The organism is Streptomyces sp. PA03-5A (assembly GCF_033792725.1).
Lineage (GTDB): Bacteria > Actinomycetota > Actinomycetes > Streptomycetales > Streptomycetaceae > Actinacidiphila.
In genome coordinates this window covers 127,213-142,242 of sequence record NZ_JARAVL010000003.1, presented here as the reverse complement: position 1 = coordinate 142,242, position 15,030 = coordinate 127,213, and the positions used below count along the sequence as shown (strand labels likewise).

At 71.8% G+C, this 15,030-nt stretch carries 16 protein-coding genes and 1 pseudogene; 1 reads left to right on the top strand and 16 read right to left on the bottom strand.

Annotation, left to right across the window (positions count from 1 at the left end; translation table 11 throughout):
• Positions 1-26: 26 nt before the first annotated feature.
• The 16 genes and pseudogenes from PV410_RS05030 to PV410_RS04955 all read right to left on the bottom strand — a co-directional run bounded on the left by PV410_RS05030 (position 27) and on the right by PV410_RS04955 (position 13,633).
• Entirely contained in the window at positions 27-971 is a 945-nt protein-coding gene (locus PV410_RS05030; protein ID WP_500322585.1) for an alpha/beta hydrolase family protein, read from the bottom strand.
• A 3-nt stretch (positions 972-974) separates the two neighbouring features.
• Complete coding sequence (kynU, locus tag PV410_RS05025) at positions 975-2,198, bottom strand: kynureninase (RefSeq protein WP_500322584.1); 1,224 nt, start codon at positions 2,196-2,198, stop codon at positions 975-977.
• Positions 2,191-3,024: a tryptophan 2,3-dioxygenase family protein gene (locus PV410_RS05020; protein ID WP_499512645.1), complete on the bottom strand. Its 834-nt coding sequence runs from the start codon at positions 3,022-3,024 to the stop codon at positions 2,191-2,193. The genes kynU and PV410_RS05020 overlap by 8 nt, the downstream gene beginning before the upstream one ends.
• A gap of 206 nt (positions 3,025-3,230) precedes the next feature.
• The gene (locus PV410_RS05015; protein ID WP_499512646.1) at positions 3,231-3,644 is read right to left on the bottom strand and encodes a DUF3151 domain-containing protein; all 414 of its coding nucleotides are present in this window, start codon (positions 3,642-3,644) and stop codon (positions 3,231-3,233) included.
• Between the two features lie 74 nt (positions 3,645-3,718).
• Positions 3,719-4,741, bottom strand: a complete 1,023-nt coding sequence (gene fbaA, locus PV410_RS05010) for a class II fructose-bisphosphate aldolase (RefSeq protein WP_499512647.1) — start codon at positions 4,739-4,741, stop codon at positions 3,719-3,721.
• A 190-nt stretch (positions 4,742-4,931) separates the two neighbouring features.
• Positions 4,932-5,471 (bottom strand): orotate phosphoribosyltransferase, encoded by a 540-nt coding sequence (pyrE, locus tag PV410_RS05005; protein WP_500322582.1) that lies wholly within the window; start codon positions 5,469-5,471, stop codon positions 4,932-4,934.
• Between the two features lie 10 nt (positions 5,472-5,481).
• Positions 5,482-6,312, bottom strand: a complete 831-nt coding sequence (locus PV410_RS05000) for an aldose epimerase family protein (protein ID WP_500322580.1) — start codon at positions 6,310-6,312, stop codon at positions 5,482-5,484.
• Between the two features lie 10 nt (positions 6,313-6,322).
• Positions 6,323-7,204, bottom strand: a complete 882-nt coding sequence (locus tag PV410_RS04995; protein WP_500322579.1) for an SRPBCC domain-containing protein — start codon at positions 7,202-7,204, stop codon at positions 6,323-6,325.
• A gap of 57 nt (positions 7,205-7,261) precedes the next feature.
• Entirely contained in the window at positions 7,262-8,830 is a 1,569-nt protein-coding gene (locus tag PV410_RS04990) for a polyamine aminopropyltransferase (protein WP_500322578.1), read from the bottom strand.
• A 109-nt stretch (positions 8,831-8,939) separates the two neighbouring features.
• Complete coding sequence (locus PV410_RS04985) at positions 8,940-9,476, bottom strand: DUF2617 family protein (RefSeq protein WP_500322576.1); 537 nt, start codon at positions 9,474-9,476, stop codon at positions 8,940-8,942.
• A 750-nt stretch (positions 9,477-10,226) separates the two neighbouring features.
• Positions 10,227-10,583: pseudogene (locus PV410_RS04980) on the bottom strand (tyrosine-type recombinase/integrase); the annotation flags it as partial.
• Positions 10,584-10,982: 399 nt separating this feature from the next.
• Complete coding sequence (locus PV410_RS04975; RefSeq protein ID WP_500322574.1) at positions 10,983-11,348, bottom strand: hypothetical protein; 366 nt, start codon at positions 11,346-11,348, stop codon at positions 10,983-10,985.
• Positions 11,349-11,568: 220 nt separating this feature from the next.
• Positions 11,569-11,757 carry a hypothetical protein gene (locus PV410_RS04970; protein WP_500322572.1) on the bottom strand — a complete coding sequence of 63 codons (189 nt, stop codon included), beginning with the start codon at positions 11,755-11,757 and terminating at the stop codon, positions 11,569-11,571.
• A 131-nt stretch (positions 11,758-11,888) separates the two neighbouring features.
• On the bottom strand, positions 11,889-12,692 hold the full coding sequence (locus PV410_RS04965; protein ID WP_500322570.1) for an RNA-binding protein: 804 nt from the start codon (positions 12,690-12,692) through the stop codon (positions 11,889-11,891).
• A gap of 96 nt (positions 12,693-12,788) precedes the next feature.
• The gene (locus PV410_RS04960; RefSeq protein WP_500322569.1) at positions 12,789-12,914 is read right to left on the bottom strand and encodes a hypothetical protein; all 126 of its coding nucleotides are present in this window, start codon (positions 12,912-12,914) and stop codon (positions 12,789-12,791) included.
• 245 nt (positions 12,915-13,159) lie between these two features.
• Entirely contained in the window at positions 13,160-13,633 is a 474-nt protein-coding gene (locus PV410_RS04955) for a DUF4240 domain-containing protein (protein ID WP_500322568.1), read from the bottom strand.
• Between the two features lie 188 nt (positions 13,634-13,821).
• Here PV410_RS04955 and PV410_RS04950 point away from each other — a divergent pair, with 188 nt between their 5' ends.
• Entirely contained in the window at positions 13,822-14,985 is a 1,164-nt protein-coding gene (locus PV410_RS04950; protein ID WP_500322567.1) for a pyridoxal phosphate-dependent aminotransferase, read from the top strand.
• Positions 14,986-15,030 lie beyond the last annotated feature (45 nt).

Here is a 15,030-nt window from a genome sequence, read left to right as displayed (position 1 = left end):
AGTAGGACCTCCCGCAGGAGGACGCCTCACCAGGCGAGCTGGGCGATCTCCTCGGCGACCACGGCCGCCGCGTCCGCCGCCGGGTCGATCACCGGGAAGTGGCCCACGCCCGCCAGCAGGGTCAGCTGGACCTCCTCCCCCGCCTTCGCCGATGCCGCCGCGAAGGCCTCCGCGACCTGCGGCGGTACGACCTCGTCGCGGTCGCCGTGCACGACGGTCACGGGGATGCCGGTGGGCAGCAGCGCGGCCGGGTCGGTCTCGGCGCGGCGCTCGGCGAGCAGTTCGGGCCCGCCCAGCAGTTCGGCGACCGCCCCGGAGCACACGTCGCGCTCCACGGCGGCCTCGAAGTCGGCGATGGGCGCGAGCGCCACCACCCCGCGCAGCGTGGGCGCGCCGGGGCGGTGCCAGCGCGACCCGGCCGGCAGCACGTGCCGGGCGGCCGCCCACAGCGCGAGGTGGCCGCCGGCCGAGTGACCGGTGAGCACGATCCGCCGGACGTCGACGGTGTCCTCGCCCAGGGCGGCCACGGCCAGCGCCGCGACGGCGTCGGTGGCGGCCGCCACGTCGTCGAAGGTGTCCGGCCAGCGGCCCGCGACCGTACCGCCGTCGCCCCGGCGGTACTCCACCGAGGCCACCGCGAAACCGTGCCGGGCGAGCAGGTCCGCGAGCGGTGAGACGTGCGTCCTGTCGTACGGCGCCCGCCAGGCGCCGCCGTGCAGCAGCACGACCAGCGGCCCCGGCCGTGTGCCGCCCGCCCCGGGCCGCGGACGGTAGAAGTCCACGACCTGGTCCGGGTGGTCGCCGTAGGCGGCCGTGGCGTCCGGGGGGACGGGGGCGTGCGAGAACGCGGACGCCTCCTCGGCCGCGGCCCGCTCCGCGGGGTCCCGCGGAGCGGACCGGGGCCCCACCGCGTCGGCGCGGCCGTCGGCGCCCGCCGCAATGGTGTCGCTCGACGAGGTGGGATCGGACATGCGTTACCGCGTCCCTTCCAGGACCTGGGCCAGCACCCGCGCCGCCCGCTCCGCGTCCGCGAAGCGCGTGTACAGCGGGGTGAATCCGAAGCGGAGGATATCCGGCTCGCGGAAGTCGCCGACGACGCCCCTGGCGATCAGCTCCCCCATCACCGCGCCCGCCCCGGGGCAGCGCAGCGCGACCTGGCTGCCCCGCTCGGCGTGCGCGGCCGGGGTGACCGACCGTACGGCGCCGTCCGGCACGTACGCCGCGACGCACTCCAGGAAGAAGTCGGTGAGGGCGAGGCTCTTGGCCCGAACGGCGTCCAGGGACACGCCGTCCCAGACGTCGAGGGCCGTGTCCAGCGCCAGCAGCGACAGGATCTCCGGGGTGCCGACCCGGCCGCGGACGCTGCCGTCGGCGGGCCGGTAGGCGGCCTCCATCGCGAACGGGTCGCGGTGGGAGTTCCAGCCGGGGAGCGGGGAGTCGAAGCGCGGCTGCAGGTCACGGCGGACGTACAGGTACGCGGGCGCGCCGGGGCCGCCGTTGAGGTACTTGTACGTGCAGCCGACGGCCAGGTCCACGCCGTGCTCGTCCAGGCCGACCGGCAGGGCCCCGGCCGTGTGGCAGAGGTCCCAGACCACCAGGGCGCCGGCCGCGTGCACGGCGGCGGTGGTGGCCGGCAGGTCGTGCAGCCGGCCGGTGCGGTAGTCCACGTGGTTGACCAGCGCGACGGCGGTGCGCGGGCCCGCCGCGGCGGCGACCTCCGCGGCGTCGACCGCGCGGATCGCGCACCCGGTCATACGGGCGGCGGACTCCGCGATGTACCCGTCCGTGGGGAAGGTGGCGGCGTCGACCAGCACCTCGTCACGGGCCGGATCGGTCTGCCGGGCCATCCGGACGGCGCCGACGACGGCCTTGAAGACGTTGACGCTGGTGGAGTCCCCGGCCACGACCTGGCCGGGTCCGGCGCCTATGAGCGCGCCGATGCGGTCGCCGATCCGCTCCGGCGCCGTCCACCAGCCGCTCTCGGTCCAGGAGCGGATGCGCAACTGCCCCCACTCGCGCGCGACCACGTCCGCCATCCGGTCCTGCACCCCGGCGGGCAGCGCGCCCAGCGAGTTGCCGTCCAGGTAGATCACGTCGTCCAGCACGAAGCGGTCGCGGAGCTTGGCCAGCTCGTCGGCGGTGTCGAGGCGGGCGGCCCGCGCCGCCGGGGACTCGGTGGGCTTCATCGCGTCAGACATGGCTGCGGGCCGTCCAGAGCTCGGGGAACACGTTCTTGGTCGCGCGCTTCTCCAGCCAGGAGACCCCGGCGGAGCCTCCGGTGCCGGTCTTGGCGCCCATCGCGCGGCGGGTCGCCACCAGGTGGTCGTTGCGCCAGCGCCACACCAGCTCGGCCACCTCGGTCAGCGCCTCGCCCAGCCGGACGAGTTCGTCCTCCTGGTCACCGGAGTAGACGGCCTGCCAGGCCCGCTCGACCGCCGGGTCGGCCTCGTAGCGCTGCGAGAGGTCGTCGCGCTGCGGGACGTCGTGGCCGCGGCGGGCCAGCAGCCGCAGCACCTCGTCGTAGAGGCTGGGTTCGTGCAGCGCCTTCTGCAGCTCGTCGTGCACCCGCGGCGCGCCGCGGTGCGGGACCAGCATCGACGCGGACTTCTCACCGAGCAGGAACTCCATGCGCCGGTACATCGCCGACTGGAAGCCCGAGCCCTCGCCGAGGGCGGCGCGGTAGGCGTTGAACTGCGCCGGGGTGAGGTGGGCGATCGGCTCCCACGAGGCGTTGAGCGACTGCAGTTCGTAGGTGCTGCGCTTGAGCGCGGCCAGCGCGGTGGGCAGGTCGTCGGCCGCGAGCGCACGGGAGGCGGTCTCCCACTCGTGCACGATGACGGTGAACCACAGCTCCATGACCTGGGTGGTCACCAGGAAGACCATCTCGCCGGGGTCGTCGGAGCGGGGGTGCTGCAGATGGGTGAGGACGTCGGCCTGGACGTAGTCCTCGTACGGGGTGGTCCCTTCGAAGTCCAGGTTCGGGGCCTCGGGGGCCGCCTGGGAAACGTCGGGGCGGTGGGACATCGGTGTCTCCGTGGATACGAGCTACCGGGTAGCGGTCTGTCCCGCGCGCCGTCGCGGCGGGACCCCGGTCCCCTCGGGCCCGCGCCCTACCGGCGCCGGGCCCAACGGGCATCATGCGTGGTCAGAGCACGCTACGGCAAGACCTGCCCGGCGCGCGCGCCGGACAGGTCGGGGGTGGATGCCGTGGTCAGCGGCGGGGCGGTGGCTCAGCCGAGGGTGTCGGCGGCGGTCTGGGAGGAGTCCCGCAGGAAGGTGCTGCAGCGCTCGTACTCCTCCTGCTCGCCGATCGCCTGGGCGGCGCGCGCCAGGGCGTGCAGGGCCCGCAGGAAGCCGCGGTTGGGCTCGTGCTCCCAGGGCACCGGGCCGTGGCCCTTCCAGCCGTTGCGGCGCAGCGCGTCCAGGCCGCGGTGGTAACCGGTGCGGGCGTAGGCGTACGACTCGACGACCCGGCCGCCCTCGAAGGCGTCGTCCGCGAGCTGCGCCCAGGCCAGGGAGGACACCGGGTACTTGGCGGCGACCTCGGAGGGGGCCGCTCCGGAGGCGAGCAGCTCGCGCGGCTCGGGGTCGTCGGGCAGGTTCGTCGGGGGCGGTCCCCCGAGCAGGTTCTCGTGAATGGCCATGGGTTCCAGTATGGCCGGGGCCCGGCCCTCCGCGTGGAAGGGCCGGGCCCGGTGCGTACCGCCGTGCGGGGCGGTTACTTGAGCTTGGTGCCGGCGGAGCGCAGGTCCTGGCAGGCCTCGAGGACGCGGGCGGCCATGCCGGCCTCGGCCAGCTTGCCCCAGCTGCGCGGGTCGTAGGTCTTCTTGTCGCCGACCTCGCCGTCGATCTTCAGCACACCGTCGTAGTTGCGGAGCACGTGGTCCGCGACCGGACGGGTGAAGGCGTACTGCGTGTCGGTGTCGATGTTCATCTTGACCACGCCGTTCTCCAGCGCGGTGGCGATCTCCTCCTTGGTGGAGCCGGAGCCGCCGTGGAAGACGAAGTTGAACGGGTCCTGCTTGCCGAACTTGGCGGCCACGCCCTCCGCGAGCTCCTTCAGCAGCTCGGGACGGAGCACGACGTTGCCCGGCTTGTAGACGCCGTGGACGTTGCCGAAGGATGCGGCGAGCAGGTACCGGCCCTTCTCGCCCAGGCCCAGCGCCTCGGCGGTGCGGATGGCGTCCTCGACCGTGGTGTACAGCTTGTCGTTGATCTCGTGGGTGACGCCGTCCTCCTCGCCGCCGGTGGGGGTGATCTCCACCTCGAGGATGATCTTCGCCTTGGCGGCCTCGGCCAGCAGCTCCTGGGCGATGGCGAGGTTGTGGTCGAGGGTCTCGGCGGAGCCGTCCCACATGTGCGACTGGAACAGCGGGTTGCGGCCGGCCGCCACGCGCTCCTGGGAGATCGCCAGCAGCGGGCGCACGTAGCCGTCCAGCTTGTCCTTCGGGCAGTGGTCGGTGTGCAGCGCGATGTTGACGGGGTACTTCTCGGCGACGACGTGCGCGAACTCGGCCAGCGCCACCGAACCGGTGACCATGTCCTTCTTATACTGGCCACCGAGGAACTCGGCGCCGCCCGTCGAGATCTGGACGATGCCGTCGCTCTCCGCCTCCGCGAAGCCGCGCAGCGCGGCGTGCAGGGTCTGGGTCGAGGTCACGTTGATGGCCGGGTAGGCGAACTTGCCGGCCTTCGCCCGGTCGAGCATCTCGTTGTAGATCTCGGGGGTTGCGATGGGCATCTGTCCGCTCCTTGTGATGTGCGGGTTGTTCGGTGAGTGACCCTGACCTGGGATCGACGTCATCGTCGCCCCCATCTTGGCAGACTTGCGCGAGAGCTCCACACACTGCGCAGCACGGACATACCTCAGGGGTGAAGGGTTTCACGTGAAACCCTTCACCCCTGAGGGAAAGCCCAGGTCAGACGGCCAATCAGCCCAGACCGAGATCGTCCAGACCGAAGGCGCGGACGTACGGGAGACCCGCCTCCGCGATGGCCCCGGCGGCGCCCCGCTCGACGATCACGGCGACGGCCACGACCTCGGCGCCGGCCTCGCGCGCGGCCTCCACCGCGGTCAGCGGCGAGCCGCCGGTGGTCGAGGTGTCCTCGACCACCAGCACCCGGCGGCCCGTGATGTCCGGCCCCTCGATGCGGCGCTGCATGCCGTGCGCCTTCTGCGCCTTGCGCACCACGAAGGCGTCCAGCCGGCGGCCGCGGGCCGCGGCGGCGTGCAGCATCGAGGTGGCGACCGGGTCGGCGCCGAGGGTGAGCCCGCCGACGGCGTCGAAGTCCAGGTCGGCGGTGGCGTCGAGCATCACCTGACCCACCAGCGGAGCGGCTTCGGCGTCCAGCGTGATCCGGCGCAGGTCGATGTAGTAGTCGGCCTCGAGACCCGAGGAGAGGGTCACCTTGCCGTGCACCACGGCCTTGTCCTTGATCTGCTGCAGCAGGGCATCACGCGCGTCGCTCATGGCCACGAGCCTAGCCCAGCGGCTCCCAGGCCCAGGTGGCGCGCATCTCCAACGGGTCGATCGGGGTGACCAGACGCGGCGCGGTGTTCAGCCCGTCCGGGGGGCCCGACTGCGGTTCCACGCAGATGGCCGGGGGCTGTTCGTCGTAGACGACGACCCACTCGGCGGGGCTGGTGATCCGCAGCCGCAGCTCGCCCGGCCACGTCAGGGTGACGTCCACACCGTCGGGCATGCCGAAGCAGTCGTCCCAGGGGCGGGGCCCCGGCTCCACCCGGCGGCCGGTGGGCAGGTGGTCCTCGCCGCGCTCCTCCATCCAGCCGGGGGTGAAGTCGATCAGGGCGTCCTGCCCGCCCCGGCCGAGGTTGCGCAGGAACCAGGGGTGCCAGCCGGCCTGGGCCGGGAAGGAGTCGTCCGTGGTCTCCACGCTCATCGTGAGGTCCAGGCGGTCCTCGGACAGCTCGAAGCGCTGGCTGACCCGGCCCTTGTACGGCCAGGGCTCGGCCAGGTCGTAGTAGAAGCAGACGCTGGTGCCGGTGGCGCCCGGGGCCTTGTGCCAGGCGACGTGCCGGCCGGTGCCGTGGATGGCGTGCGGGCCCGCGTCCCGCGGCATCTGGTGCAGCACCCCGCCGTTGCGGAACTGCCCGTCCCGGGTGCGGCCGCACCACGGGACCATCGGGAAGGACCCGAAGTTGGGGCCCTGCCGCAGCAGCTCGACGCCGCCGACGGTCAGCGAGCCGACACGGCAGCCGAGATCCGGAAGGATCGTCAGCCGCGCCGGTCCGGCTTCGAGTTGGACTGCGTGCTCGTCGTCTCGCCCGTCAGGGGTCTCATCCGTGGCCACGGATGAGACCCTACGGGAACGAGCGCCTGCGCCGCCGCAGCACCCGCCCCGCGACCACGGCCGACAGCAGCAGCGCCGCCGCGGCCGGCGCGTAACGGCGCAGCGACGCGGCCGCGGCGCCGCTCTGCGGTGCGGGCACCGGGGCGTAGCGGCCGCGCGGCGGGGCGTGGTCGACCTCCTCGGCGCTGCGGCCGATCAGGGTGCGGCGGGCGTGCGCGGCCTCCGCGGGCAGGTCGATCCCGGCCGGGTCCTCGGGGACCCTGGCCACCGCCTCCGCTCCGGGCAGCACCTCGCCGACGGCCTCCGCGCCGTCCGCGTCCTCCAGCTCGGGGAGCTCCTCCAGCTCACGCAGCTCCTGGGCGTCGTGCCCGGCGAACTCGTCGAGCTGCGCGGGCAGGTCGTCGGCGAGGTCCTCGACACCGGCGTCCTCCACAACCGGCTCGGGCGCCCCGGCCGGTGCCTGCTCCTCCAGGTCGGAGGTGAGCGCGGCGACGAAACGGTCCAGCAGGCGGTGGCCGGCGGAGGTGACCGTCGCCTCCTCGTACTCGCCGAGCCGCCCGTCGGCCTGCACGGTGCCGGTGAAGGTCAGCAGGGCACCGCCCGACACGGCGTCCACGCCGAGCTCCAGCGCCAGCTTGACCGTGCCCGCGCCGCGCGACTCCACCGCCTCGCCCTCGACGGCCAGCCCGCCGCCGCGCGGGACCAGTCGCAGCGTGCCGCGGTAGGTGATGGTCGAGCCGCCGATCCGGAGCCTCAGCCGGCCGGCGAGCCCCTCCTCGGCGCCGGCGTCCCGCTGGAGGCCGGGCACGCAGCGCGCCACGCGCTCCAGGTCGGCGAGGGACCGGCGAATGGTTTCGGCCGGAAACGGAACGAACACCTCATGCGGCTCCATGCCGCGAGCCTAATCCGCCGGCCGGTGCTTCGGTGCCGATTCACCGCCGGTTCGCCCTCACCCGGAGCGCGGATGCATCAGCGTCGACGGGGGCAGGTCACGCAGCGGGGACCGCGCGGCCCGCCGGACCGCCGAGGCGAGCACGGCGGGGGACAGCGACCGCAGCCGCGGCGCGTCCGCGGGCAGCCGCGGGGCCGGGGCGCGGTGCCGGGCGGCGAGGACGAAGCCCCAGTCCTCGTCCTCGCGGCCGGTGCCGATCCAGTAGTCGGCGGTGCGCAGCCCGGACGCCCGTACCGTCGCGTCGACGGTCCAGAAGCCGCGCCGGGCGGCGCCGGGCGCTCCCGCGTGCACCGCGAGCCGCCCACCCGGGGCGAGCACGCGCCCGGCCAGCCCGTAGAACTCCTGCGAGTACAGCTTGGCGCTGCGCGAGATCCCCGGGTCGGGGAGGTCGGCGAGCACGACGTCGTACCCGCCCGGCGGTCGCGGCGGGCCCTCCTGCCGCAGCCAGTCGAAGACGTCCGCGGCGGCCACCTCGACCCGGGGGTCGCGGTAGGCGTGCCGGTTGAGGCGGGCCAGCGCCGCGTCGTCCCGCGCCAGGGCGACGAGCCGGGCGTCGGGGTCGACCAGGGTCACCGAGCCGACCCCCCGGTAGCGCAGCACCTCGCGCAGCGCGAGCCCGTCGCCACCGCCGAGGATCAGCACCCGGCGGTGCCGGCCCGCCATGGCGGGGTGCACCAGCGCCTCGTGGTAGCGGTACTCGTCCCGGTCGCGGACCCGCAGCCGGCCGTCGAGGAAGAGCTGCAACGGAGCCGAGGTGAGCACGACCTCCTGGACGGCGGTCTGCTCGGCGAACCGCACGTCGCCGCCGTACACCGCCTGCCGGGCCGCCCGCTCGAACGGCCCGGCGGCCCAGGCCGCCGCCGCCAGCACCGCGAGGACCACGAGGTTGGCGGCGATCAGCCGGGCCCTGGCACGTGGCGTGACGTCACTGCGGAAGAGCCAGAGCACGATGGCGCCGCCCGCCACGGCGTTGACCGCGCCCGTGACGAGCGCCCCGGTCAGCTGGCCGTAACAGGGCAGCAGCAGGAAGGGGAAGGCCAACCCGCCGACCAGCGCGCCCACGTAGTCCGCGGCGAAGAGGTCGGCGACCGCACCGCCCGCGTCCTGCCGCCGGACCCGCTGGATCAGCGTCATCAGCAGCGGTATCTCGGCGCCGATGAGAACGCCGATCGCGAAGGCGAAGACCGCCATCGCGGGCCGGGACTGGCCGAACCAGGCAAAGCTGGCGTACAGCGCCATCACCGAGAGCCCGCCGACCAGCGCCAGCACGATCTCGACGGCCGCGAAGCCGATCGCCGGCGCGCAGCTGAGCCGCTTGGCCAGCAGGGAGCCGACGCCCATGGCGAAGACCATCACGGACAGCACGATCGACGCCTGCGTCACGGAGTCGCCGACCAGGTACGAGGCGAGGGCGACCAGTTCGAGCTCGTACACCAGGCCGCAGGCGGCGCAGACGAAGACCGCGGCCAGGACCAGCGCCCTGGCCGCGGCCACCGGGACGGGGAGCCGCAGCCTGCAGACGCGCGGGGCGGCCCGGGCCGTACGGGAGGTGGACTGGTCGATCATGCTTGCACGCTATGTCAGGTATGTGGCGGTCCACGTCACCCACAGGGGTGCAATTCGTGGCACTTGGCGGCGCGTTGACGCCGTGTCGGCCACGGGCGTACCACCGCGCTCACGGCTGCGCGCTGAGGGTCGAACGGGTCGCCACCAGGCGTCCTTCCTGGGGGTACGCGTGCCAGGTGCGCCACAGGACGCTGCCGCCGCGGTACTGCACCAGCATCGCGGTGAAGGCGTGCGGATCACCCGGGAACGTCCCCGCGAGGCCATTGGGGTGATCGGCCACCAGCGCGAGCAGCTCCTGCGCCCGCCCCGCGAAGCCTCCCCGGGAGAGCGTCTCGATCCGCGCCGCGAACTCGTAGTCCCAGCCGGCGATCCGCCGCGCCACACCGAACGGCAGCGGCGCGCTGGTGCCCGGCAGGCAGGCGACGGTCTCCGAGCAGCGGCCGCGGGCCGAGTCCAGGATGACCTGGTGGGAGGCGCCGAGCAGCCGCAGCTGAACCTGGACGCCGGGGGCCGCGGGCGCGTCGGAACCGGCGCCCGGGAGCTCGCGGTCGAGCACGGCGAGCGCCGGCAGCTCGTCCTTCCCCAGACACCAGGCCAGGTCGCCGGCGCGGGTGTCGGTGTAGGCGGTCTGAAGCATGGTGAGCATAAAGTCGGCTCCGCAGGCACATCGCGAGCAAGCGAGGGGAGGTCACGGGCATGGTGGGAGAGGACGCGCCGACCCGCGCCTGTGGGGGGAGAACGTCCGTCGGCTCGTGCCCACGAGGGGTCGGTGAATACGCAATCATGAATGGCGCGTCGCCTTCAGCGTTTTTACCCATCTCCACCCCCTTTACATCCGCAAGGGCCCGGACGGGTTCAGGTGTTCACTACAAATGCGCCCGACGGGTGAGTAACCCACCGGGCGCATATGCGATTCGGCACGGGCAATACGCAATTTCGTATCGTCAGCTTCCGCCGCCGCAGCCCCCGCCGCCACAGCCACCGCCGCCCCCGCCGCACGAGCTCCCGCCGCACGAGCTCCCGCCGCCGCAGGAGTGGTGGCCTCCCCCGTGGTGGCCACCGCCTCCCCCGTCGGAGGAGCCCGCGCCCCCCGCCCACCAGCCGGCCCCGGCGCCCCCGGCGGAGGAGCTGTACGAGTGCCGCCGGCCCCTCCGCCGGCCGCCCTTCCTCGCCGCCAGGACGACGAGCCCCACTATCGCGCCGAAGACGAGCAATACGACCAACGCGCCCATCGTTCCCACCCCCGCTTTCCGTGCTTTTCGTTGTGCGACGGTGATGCCCCCGCCGTCCGCGGCCGAAAGCAAAGTTGAGGAAGTCCAGAGGTTTCCGGGTACGCGAAGGCCCCTGGTCTGCATCGGAACCAGAACCAGGGGCCAAGGGTGGGCGACTGGGCCGTCTAGGGGCCGTGATCTTCAACGTGCGGCGGCCCAAGGACTCGATCAACGGCTCGCCGGGATCGCTCGCGGCTGTTGGGCATCAGGTGCGCGTACACGCGAAGGGTCATCGCCGGGTCGGCGTGTCCCATGTACTCGCTCACGGCCTTCACGCTCTCCCCGGAGTCGAGGAGTACCGAGGCGTAGAAGTGCCGGAGGGCGTGCATGCCGTGTTCACGGGCGGAGACGTAGCGCTTCCCTTCCTCCGCCTCCGGGATGAGGCCGATCGAGGCGAGAGCGGGCTTCCAGTCGTGGGCGTTGAAGTTGCTCCGCCACACGATGCCTCCGCCGGCGTTGGTGAACAGCAGGCGAGCTGTCACCTCACCGACGAACGCCCCGTCGAGATCGCCGACATCATCATCCCCGGCGACCGCTACTCACTGAGCTACGAGTTCCGCGTCACCGACGAAGACGATCCGACAACCGACTGAGCTGCACTGTTACGGATTTCTCTACCTCATCAAGGCGCTCCCGCCGCGCAGAGCGCGGCGGCGCGAGGGGTGCCTGAGGAGGCAACCCTCTGTGGCTGGGGCGGTCGGCTCCACGGTTTTACACAGCCACCATGGGGCGAGCCTCGAAGATCGGGACCCACATCGGGCTATTGCGGGCAGGCAGGGAGCCAGCCCGATTCGCGGCCAGCGTACGGGCCCCGATCTCTCGCCCCATGGCAGCTCCCGTGCAAAGCCGCTACGCCAACCTTGACGCCGGGCGAACGGAGGTCACCGGGGAATCTGCTGCCCGGCCTCGGTAAGGACGAGCGTGAGGCGACCCAGCCACTCGAAGTCTTCCGGGTACTCCCAGTTGTCAGCATCGGCCAGCAAGGCTGGAAGGTCGTGCCGTGGGATGGATGGTCCAGGCTGAAGTCCCGGTGTGCCGTCAACGGTGGTCCAGGGGATGCAGCGGGAGACTTCAATCCATCCCTTGTCGATGAGCGGCAGAAGGATTGCCGCAAGCTCGGTGGGACCGGCGGATGCCAACGGTTCATCCAGATCTCCCCGGACGCCCGGCAGGATGTCAATCTCCGTCGCATTGATCATGAATGCGCGCTCTGCTGACGACAGCTCGTCTGTTGCGGGGTAGCTCACCTCGGGATTGTCCCAGTTGCAGAAGAGGCGGCGGCATCGCTAGCTCTCGGGCCGTTGCTGGGCCGTCTACGGGTGGCCAACAGTGACAAACGACGACAGCGGCCGACCGCCGCTCCGCAGGTCAGAAGTTGGGATACAGAAGGAAGCGCAGGTCAGGGATGCGCCGAATCACTTCCAGAAGAACTGACCGGCTCGTCGACTGCGAACCCGCCGGGTGCGTCTAGTGCTTCCCAACCACCCGCCTCCACGCACCACGCGCAGCGAAAAACAGAACGGTGCTGATGACGAGGGCGACGAGGATACTCGGCACGTCGCCGCCGCCCACAGCGCCGTTGATGGCACTGTTGAGGCCGCCGACCGCAAAAACGGAGAGCACGAAGGCCAGGACCGTCCAGAGAGCGCGATTCATGGGCGAACCATAGTGCGTGCCACACGCGTGCCACGTCGGGCGGGGTCGCAGGGGGAGCCACGGGGAACAGCGGCGACGGGACCGCGTTGCCGCAGGTCAGCGTCCGCCCAGGTGAGGCGCAGTCCGCGGCCTCAGTCTTCCAAACTGGCGCTCCCCGCTTCGAGTGCGGCGGCGCTTGCCTGAGCCATTGAGGCTCCGGTTCGCCAACGAGCCCGCAGAACTCCGTCGTTGTCTGGCATGACAGCTGTGAACAGAGGGACACTTTCACCCGCGTACGTGGACAGTAGTACGGCGGCGCGGGCGCTGCGCATACGTGCGGTCAGCTCCGGGAATGCGGTCTCGTCGGCGATGGCGCTGTGGATGCGACCGTCGTTGTCCTGCCAGACGCCTTCGACGAGACCTTCTGCGGGGAGGGCTTCCAGGACGGCATTGATGTCGGAGGACAAGGGCGGCCAGACGGACAGACGGGCCCGGGGAGCCATTCCGGCGCGAACCGTGTCGACGGTGTCGCGGTCGAGGTGGTGCCATCGTGAGGCGCCTTCGAGATACGTCTCTTCCAGGATTCCGGCGCTGCCGTTGGTGACTGCCCTGTGCAGGTCGGCCCAGAAGTCGTCATCGCCGGGCCGCTGGGTGACCTGCTCCTCCTCTTCGGCCTCGAAGGCATACGGAAAGACGTCCAGGCGTTCTGGGAACAGTCCGAGCTCCCGGGTGTGGGCCAACGCTTCCTCGCAAGGCCGGCTGCTGCTGATGTAGAGGTACTGGTCCCATCCCACATGGACCGCGAACGTGCCTTCGGCCTCCAACCGGCACCAGGCACCGTTGTCGCGCAACATGGCGCGCACCAGCTGCAGCCCGATTTCGAGCGATACTTCTGCCCCGTCATAGAAACCGACAGGGCCAGCAGGGAAGAGCCCGTCCAGCCCAAAGCCGTCCACCGCAGGCTCCACACCGAAGTGCGCGAGGGACGGGACCTGTGGTTCACGTACGGCCAGGTGATCGACACCGGTGTCCCTGGCAAAGGCCGCGACCGCCTAAAGGTAAGACGCCTCGACCTCGCCGTGATCGCTGACGGTGTCCTCACTGCCGGTGTAATGCCCGTGTGCGTCACGGTCGGCGGGGTCGTACTTGGTGACGCGGTAGACGTAGGGGAGCTGCACATTGCCATCTTCCCCCACGGCCGCCGTGCCCCTGGCGTGCCCGATCAGACGGTGAACCGCGGGGAATCACGGTGCCAGCAGGCATGAAGAAGGGGCGCCCCCGTGTCTTGGGGCACCCCTTCTGTCCAGCGCCTTCGCCGGCCTACTGCGGAGAGTGTGGGATTTGAACCCACGGTGACATCGCTGCCACGACGGTTTTCAAGGTCGTTCTCGGGCTTGACGCAGCCATTGAGGCTCCGCCGGCCTCAGGCCTGCAGGTGTGGCCAGCCGTCCTGATTCGAGAATGTCTCGAAGCAGTAGCGCGTGGACCGATCCCACTCCTGCCCGGTTGCCAGTTCGTAGGCCTGATCAGGCACGTAGAGGAGCGACTCGCCGTCGCGCGTAGGGGCGGTGTACGGGGCGAACTGGTCGACGTCGAAGAACACGGACTCCCAGACGGATTGGCCGGCAGCCACCACAGCACAGCGTGCATACAGGAAACTGTCTGCGGATTGCGGGAGGGGTTCACCGTCTCGCAGCGTCAGGTCGGCGACGGGCAGGGTGCCGAACTTCTCCTGATCCAGACGGTACAACGCCTCGGCCAGGCGCTCTGCGAAGCCTTGGATGTCGGGAACCGGGCGATTACTCAGCTCTGCAGCAAGGCGGCGGCAACCAGCTTCATCAGTCTTACCGCCCAGGGTGTCTATCAATGCCCAGAAGTCAGCCCAGGTCATCATCATGGCCAGAGCGTACGGCCCGGCGATCCTGGGCCGTCTGTGGGCCGTCCGAGGGCAGCCAACGACGACAGACGACGCCAGACGACGACGGCCTCCCCCCTGGTCAGAGGGGGCGTGTTGGGTACCACCGCAGGTGCTCACCCACGAAGCTACGTTGAGGAAGTCCAGAGGTTCGGCGGAGGATGGCGGGCATGACCTCCTCGCGACCCCCGCTCAACCGCGCACTCGCCGAGTTCGGGACCACGATCTTCGCCGAGATGTCCGCCCTCGCCGTCCGCACCGGTGCGATCAACCTCGGCCAGGGCTTCCCGGACACCGACGGCCCCGAGGAGGTGCGCGAGGCCGCCGTGCGCGCGCTGCGCGACGGCCGCGGCAACCAGTACCCGCCCGGGCCCGGTGTGCCCGAACTGCGCCTGGCCGTCGCCGAGCACCAGCTGCGCTTCCACGGGCTCGGCTTCGACCCCGACACCGAGGTGCTGGTCACCGCGGGCGCCACCGAGGCCATCGCGGCCGCCATGCTCGGGCTGCTGGAACCGGGCGACGAGGTGATCGCCTTCGAGCCCTTCTACGACTCGTACGCCGCCTGCATCGCCATGTCCGGCGCCCGCCGCGTCCCGCTCACCCTGCGCGCGCCGTCCTTCCGCCCGGACCTGGACGCCCTGCGCGCGGCGGTCACCCCGCGGACCCGGCTGCTGCTGCTCAACAGCCCGCACAACCCGACCGGCATGGTCCTCACCCGGCAGGAGCTGGCGGCGATCGCGGAGCTGGCCGTCGAGCGCGACCTGATCGTGGTCACCGACGAGGTCTACGAGCACCTGACGTACGGCACGGAGCACGTGCCGCTCGCGTCCTTCCCGGGGATGCGCGACCGCACGGTCACCATCTCGAGCGCGGGCAAGACGTTCTCGTTCACGGGCTGGAAGGTCGGCTGGGTGACCGCCGCCCCCGTCCTGGTCGACGCGGTGCGCGCGGCCAAGCAGTACCTGACGTACGTGAGCGCGGGGCCGTTCCAGTACGCCGTGGCCGAGGCGCTCCGGCTGCCGGACGCCTACTACCGGGACTTCCGCGAGGACCTGCGGCGCAAGCGGGACCTGCTCTCCGACGGCCTGGAGGCGGCCGGGTTCCGGGTCTTCCGCCCGGAGGGCACGTACTTCGTGACCACCGACATCCGGCCGCTCGACGAGAAGGACGGCCTGGCGTTCTGCCGGGCGCTGCCCGAGCGCTGCGGGGTGGTGGCGGTGCCCAACGTGATCTTCTACGACGACGCGGAGGAGGGCCGCAGCCTGGTGCGCTTCGCCTTCTGCAAGCGCGAGGACGTGCTGCGCGAGAGCGTGGAGCGGCTGCGCCGGCTCTGAGGCCGTGGGCGGGCCGGGGCCGGTCGGGGCGCGCGTCCGGCCGGG

Bases quoted from the DNA above. Each gene is read 5' to 3' on its own strand.
- PV410_RS04990 (WP_500322578.1), bottom strand. From the start codon at position 8,830: ATGATCGACCAGTCCACCTCCCGTACGGCCCGGGCCGCCCCGCGCGTC.
- PV410_RS04955 (WP_500322568.1), bottom strand. From the start codon at position 13,633: ATGATGATGACCTGGGCTGACTTCTGGGCATTGATAGACACCCTGGGC.
- PV410_RS04970 (WP_500322572.1), bottom strand. From the start codon at position 11,757: ATGAATCGCGCTCTCTGGACGGTCCTGGCCTTCGTGCTCTCCGTTTTT.
- PV410_RS05015 (WP_499512646.1), bottom strand. From the start codon at position 3,644: ATGGCCATTCACGAGAACCTGCTCGGGGGACCGCCCCCGACGAACCTG.
- kynU (WP_500322584.1), bottom strand. From the start codon at position 2,198: ATGTCTGACGCGATGAAGCCCACCGAGTCCCCGGCGGCGCGGGCCGCC.
- fbaA (WP_499512647.1), bottom strand. From the start codon at position 4,741: ATGCCCATCGCAACCCCCGAGATCTACAACGAGATGCTCGACCGGGCG.
- PV410_RS04995 (WP_500322579.1), bottom strand. From the start codon at position 7,204: ATGGAGCCGCATGAGGTGTTCGTTCCGTTTCCGGCCGAAACCATTCGC.
- pyrE (WP_500322582.1), bottom strand. From the start codon at position 5,471: ATGAGCGACGCGCGTGATGCCCTGCTGCAGCAGATCAAGGACAAGGCC.
- PV410_RS04985 (WP_500322576.1), bottom strand. From the start codon at position 9,476: ATGCTCACCATGCTTCAGACCGCCTACACCGACACCCGCGCCGGCGAC.
- PV410_RS05030 (WP_500322585.1), bottom strand. From the start codon at position 971: ATGTCCGATCCCACCTCGTCGAGCGACACCATTGCGGCGGGCGCCGAC.
- PV410_RS04950 (WP_500322567.1), top strand. From the start codon at position 13,822: ATGACCTCCTCGCGACCCCCGCTCAACCGCGCACTCGCCGAGTTCGGG.
- PV410_RS05020 (WP_499512645.1), bottom strand. From the start codon at position 3,024: ATGTCCCACCGCCCCGACGTTTCCCAGGCGGCCCCCGAGGCCCCGAAC.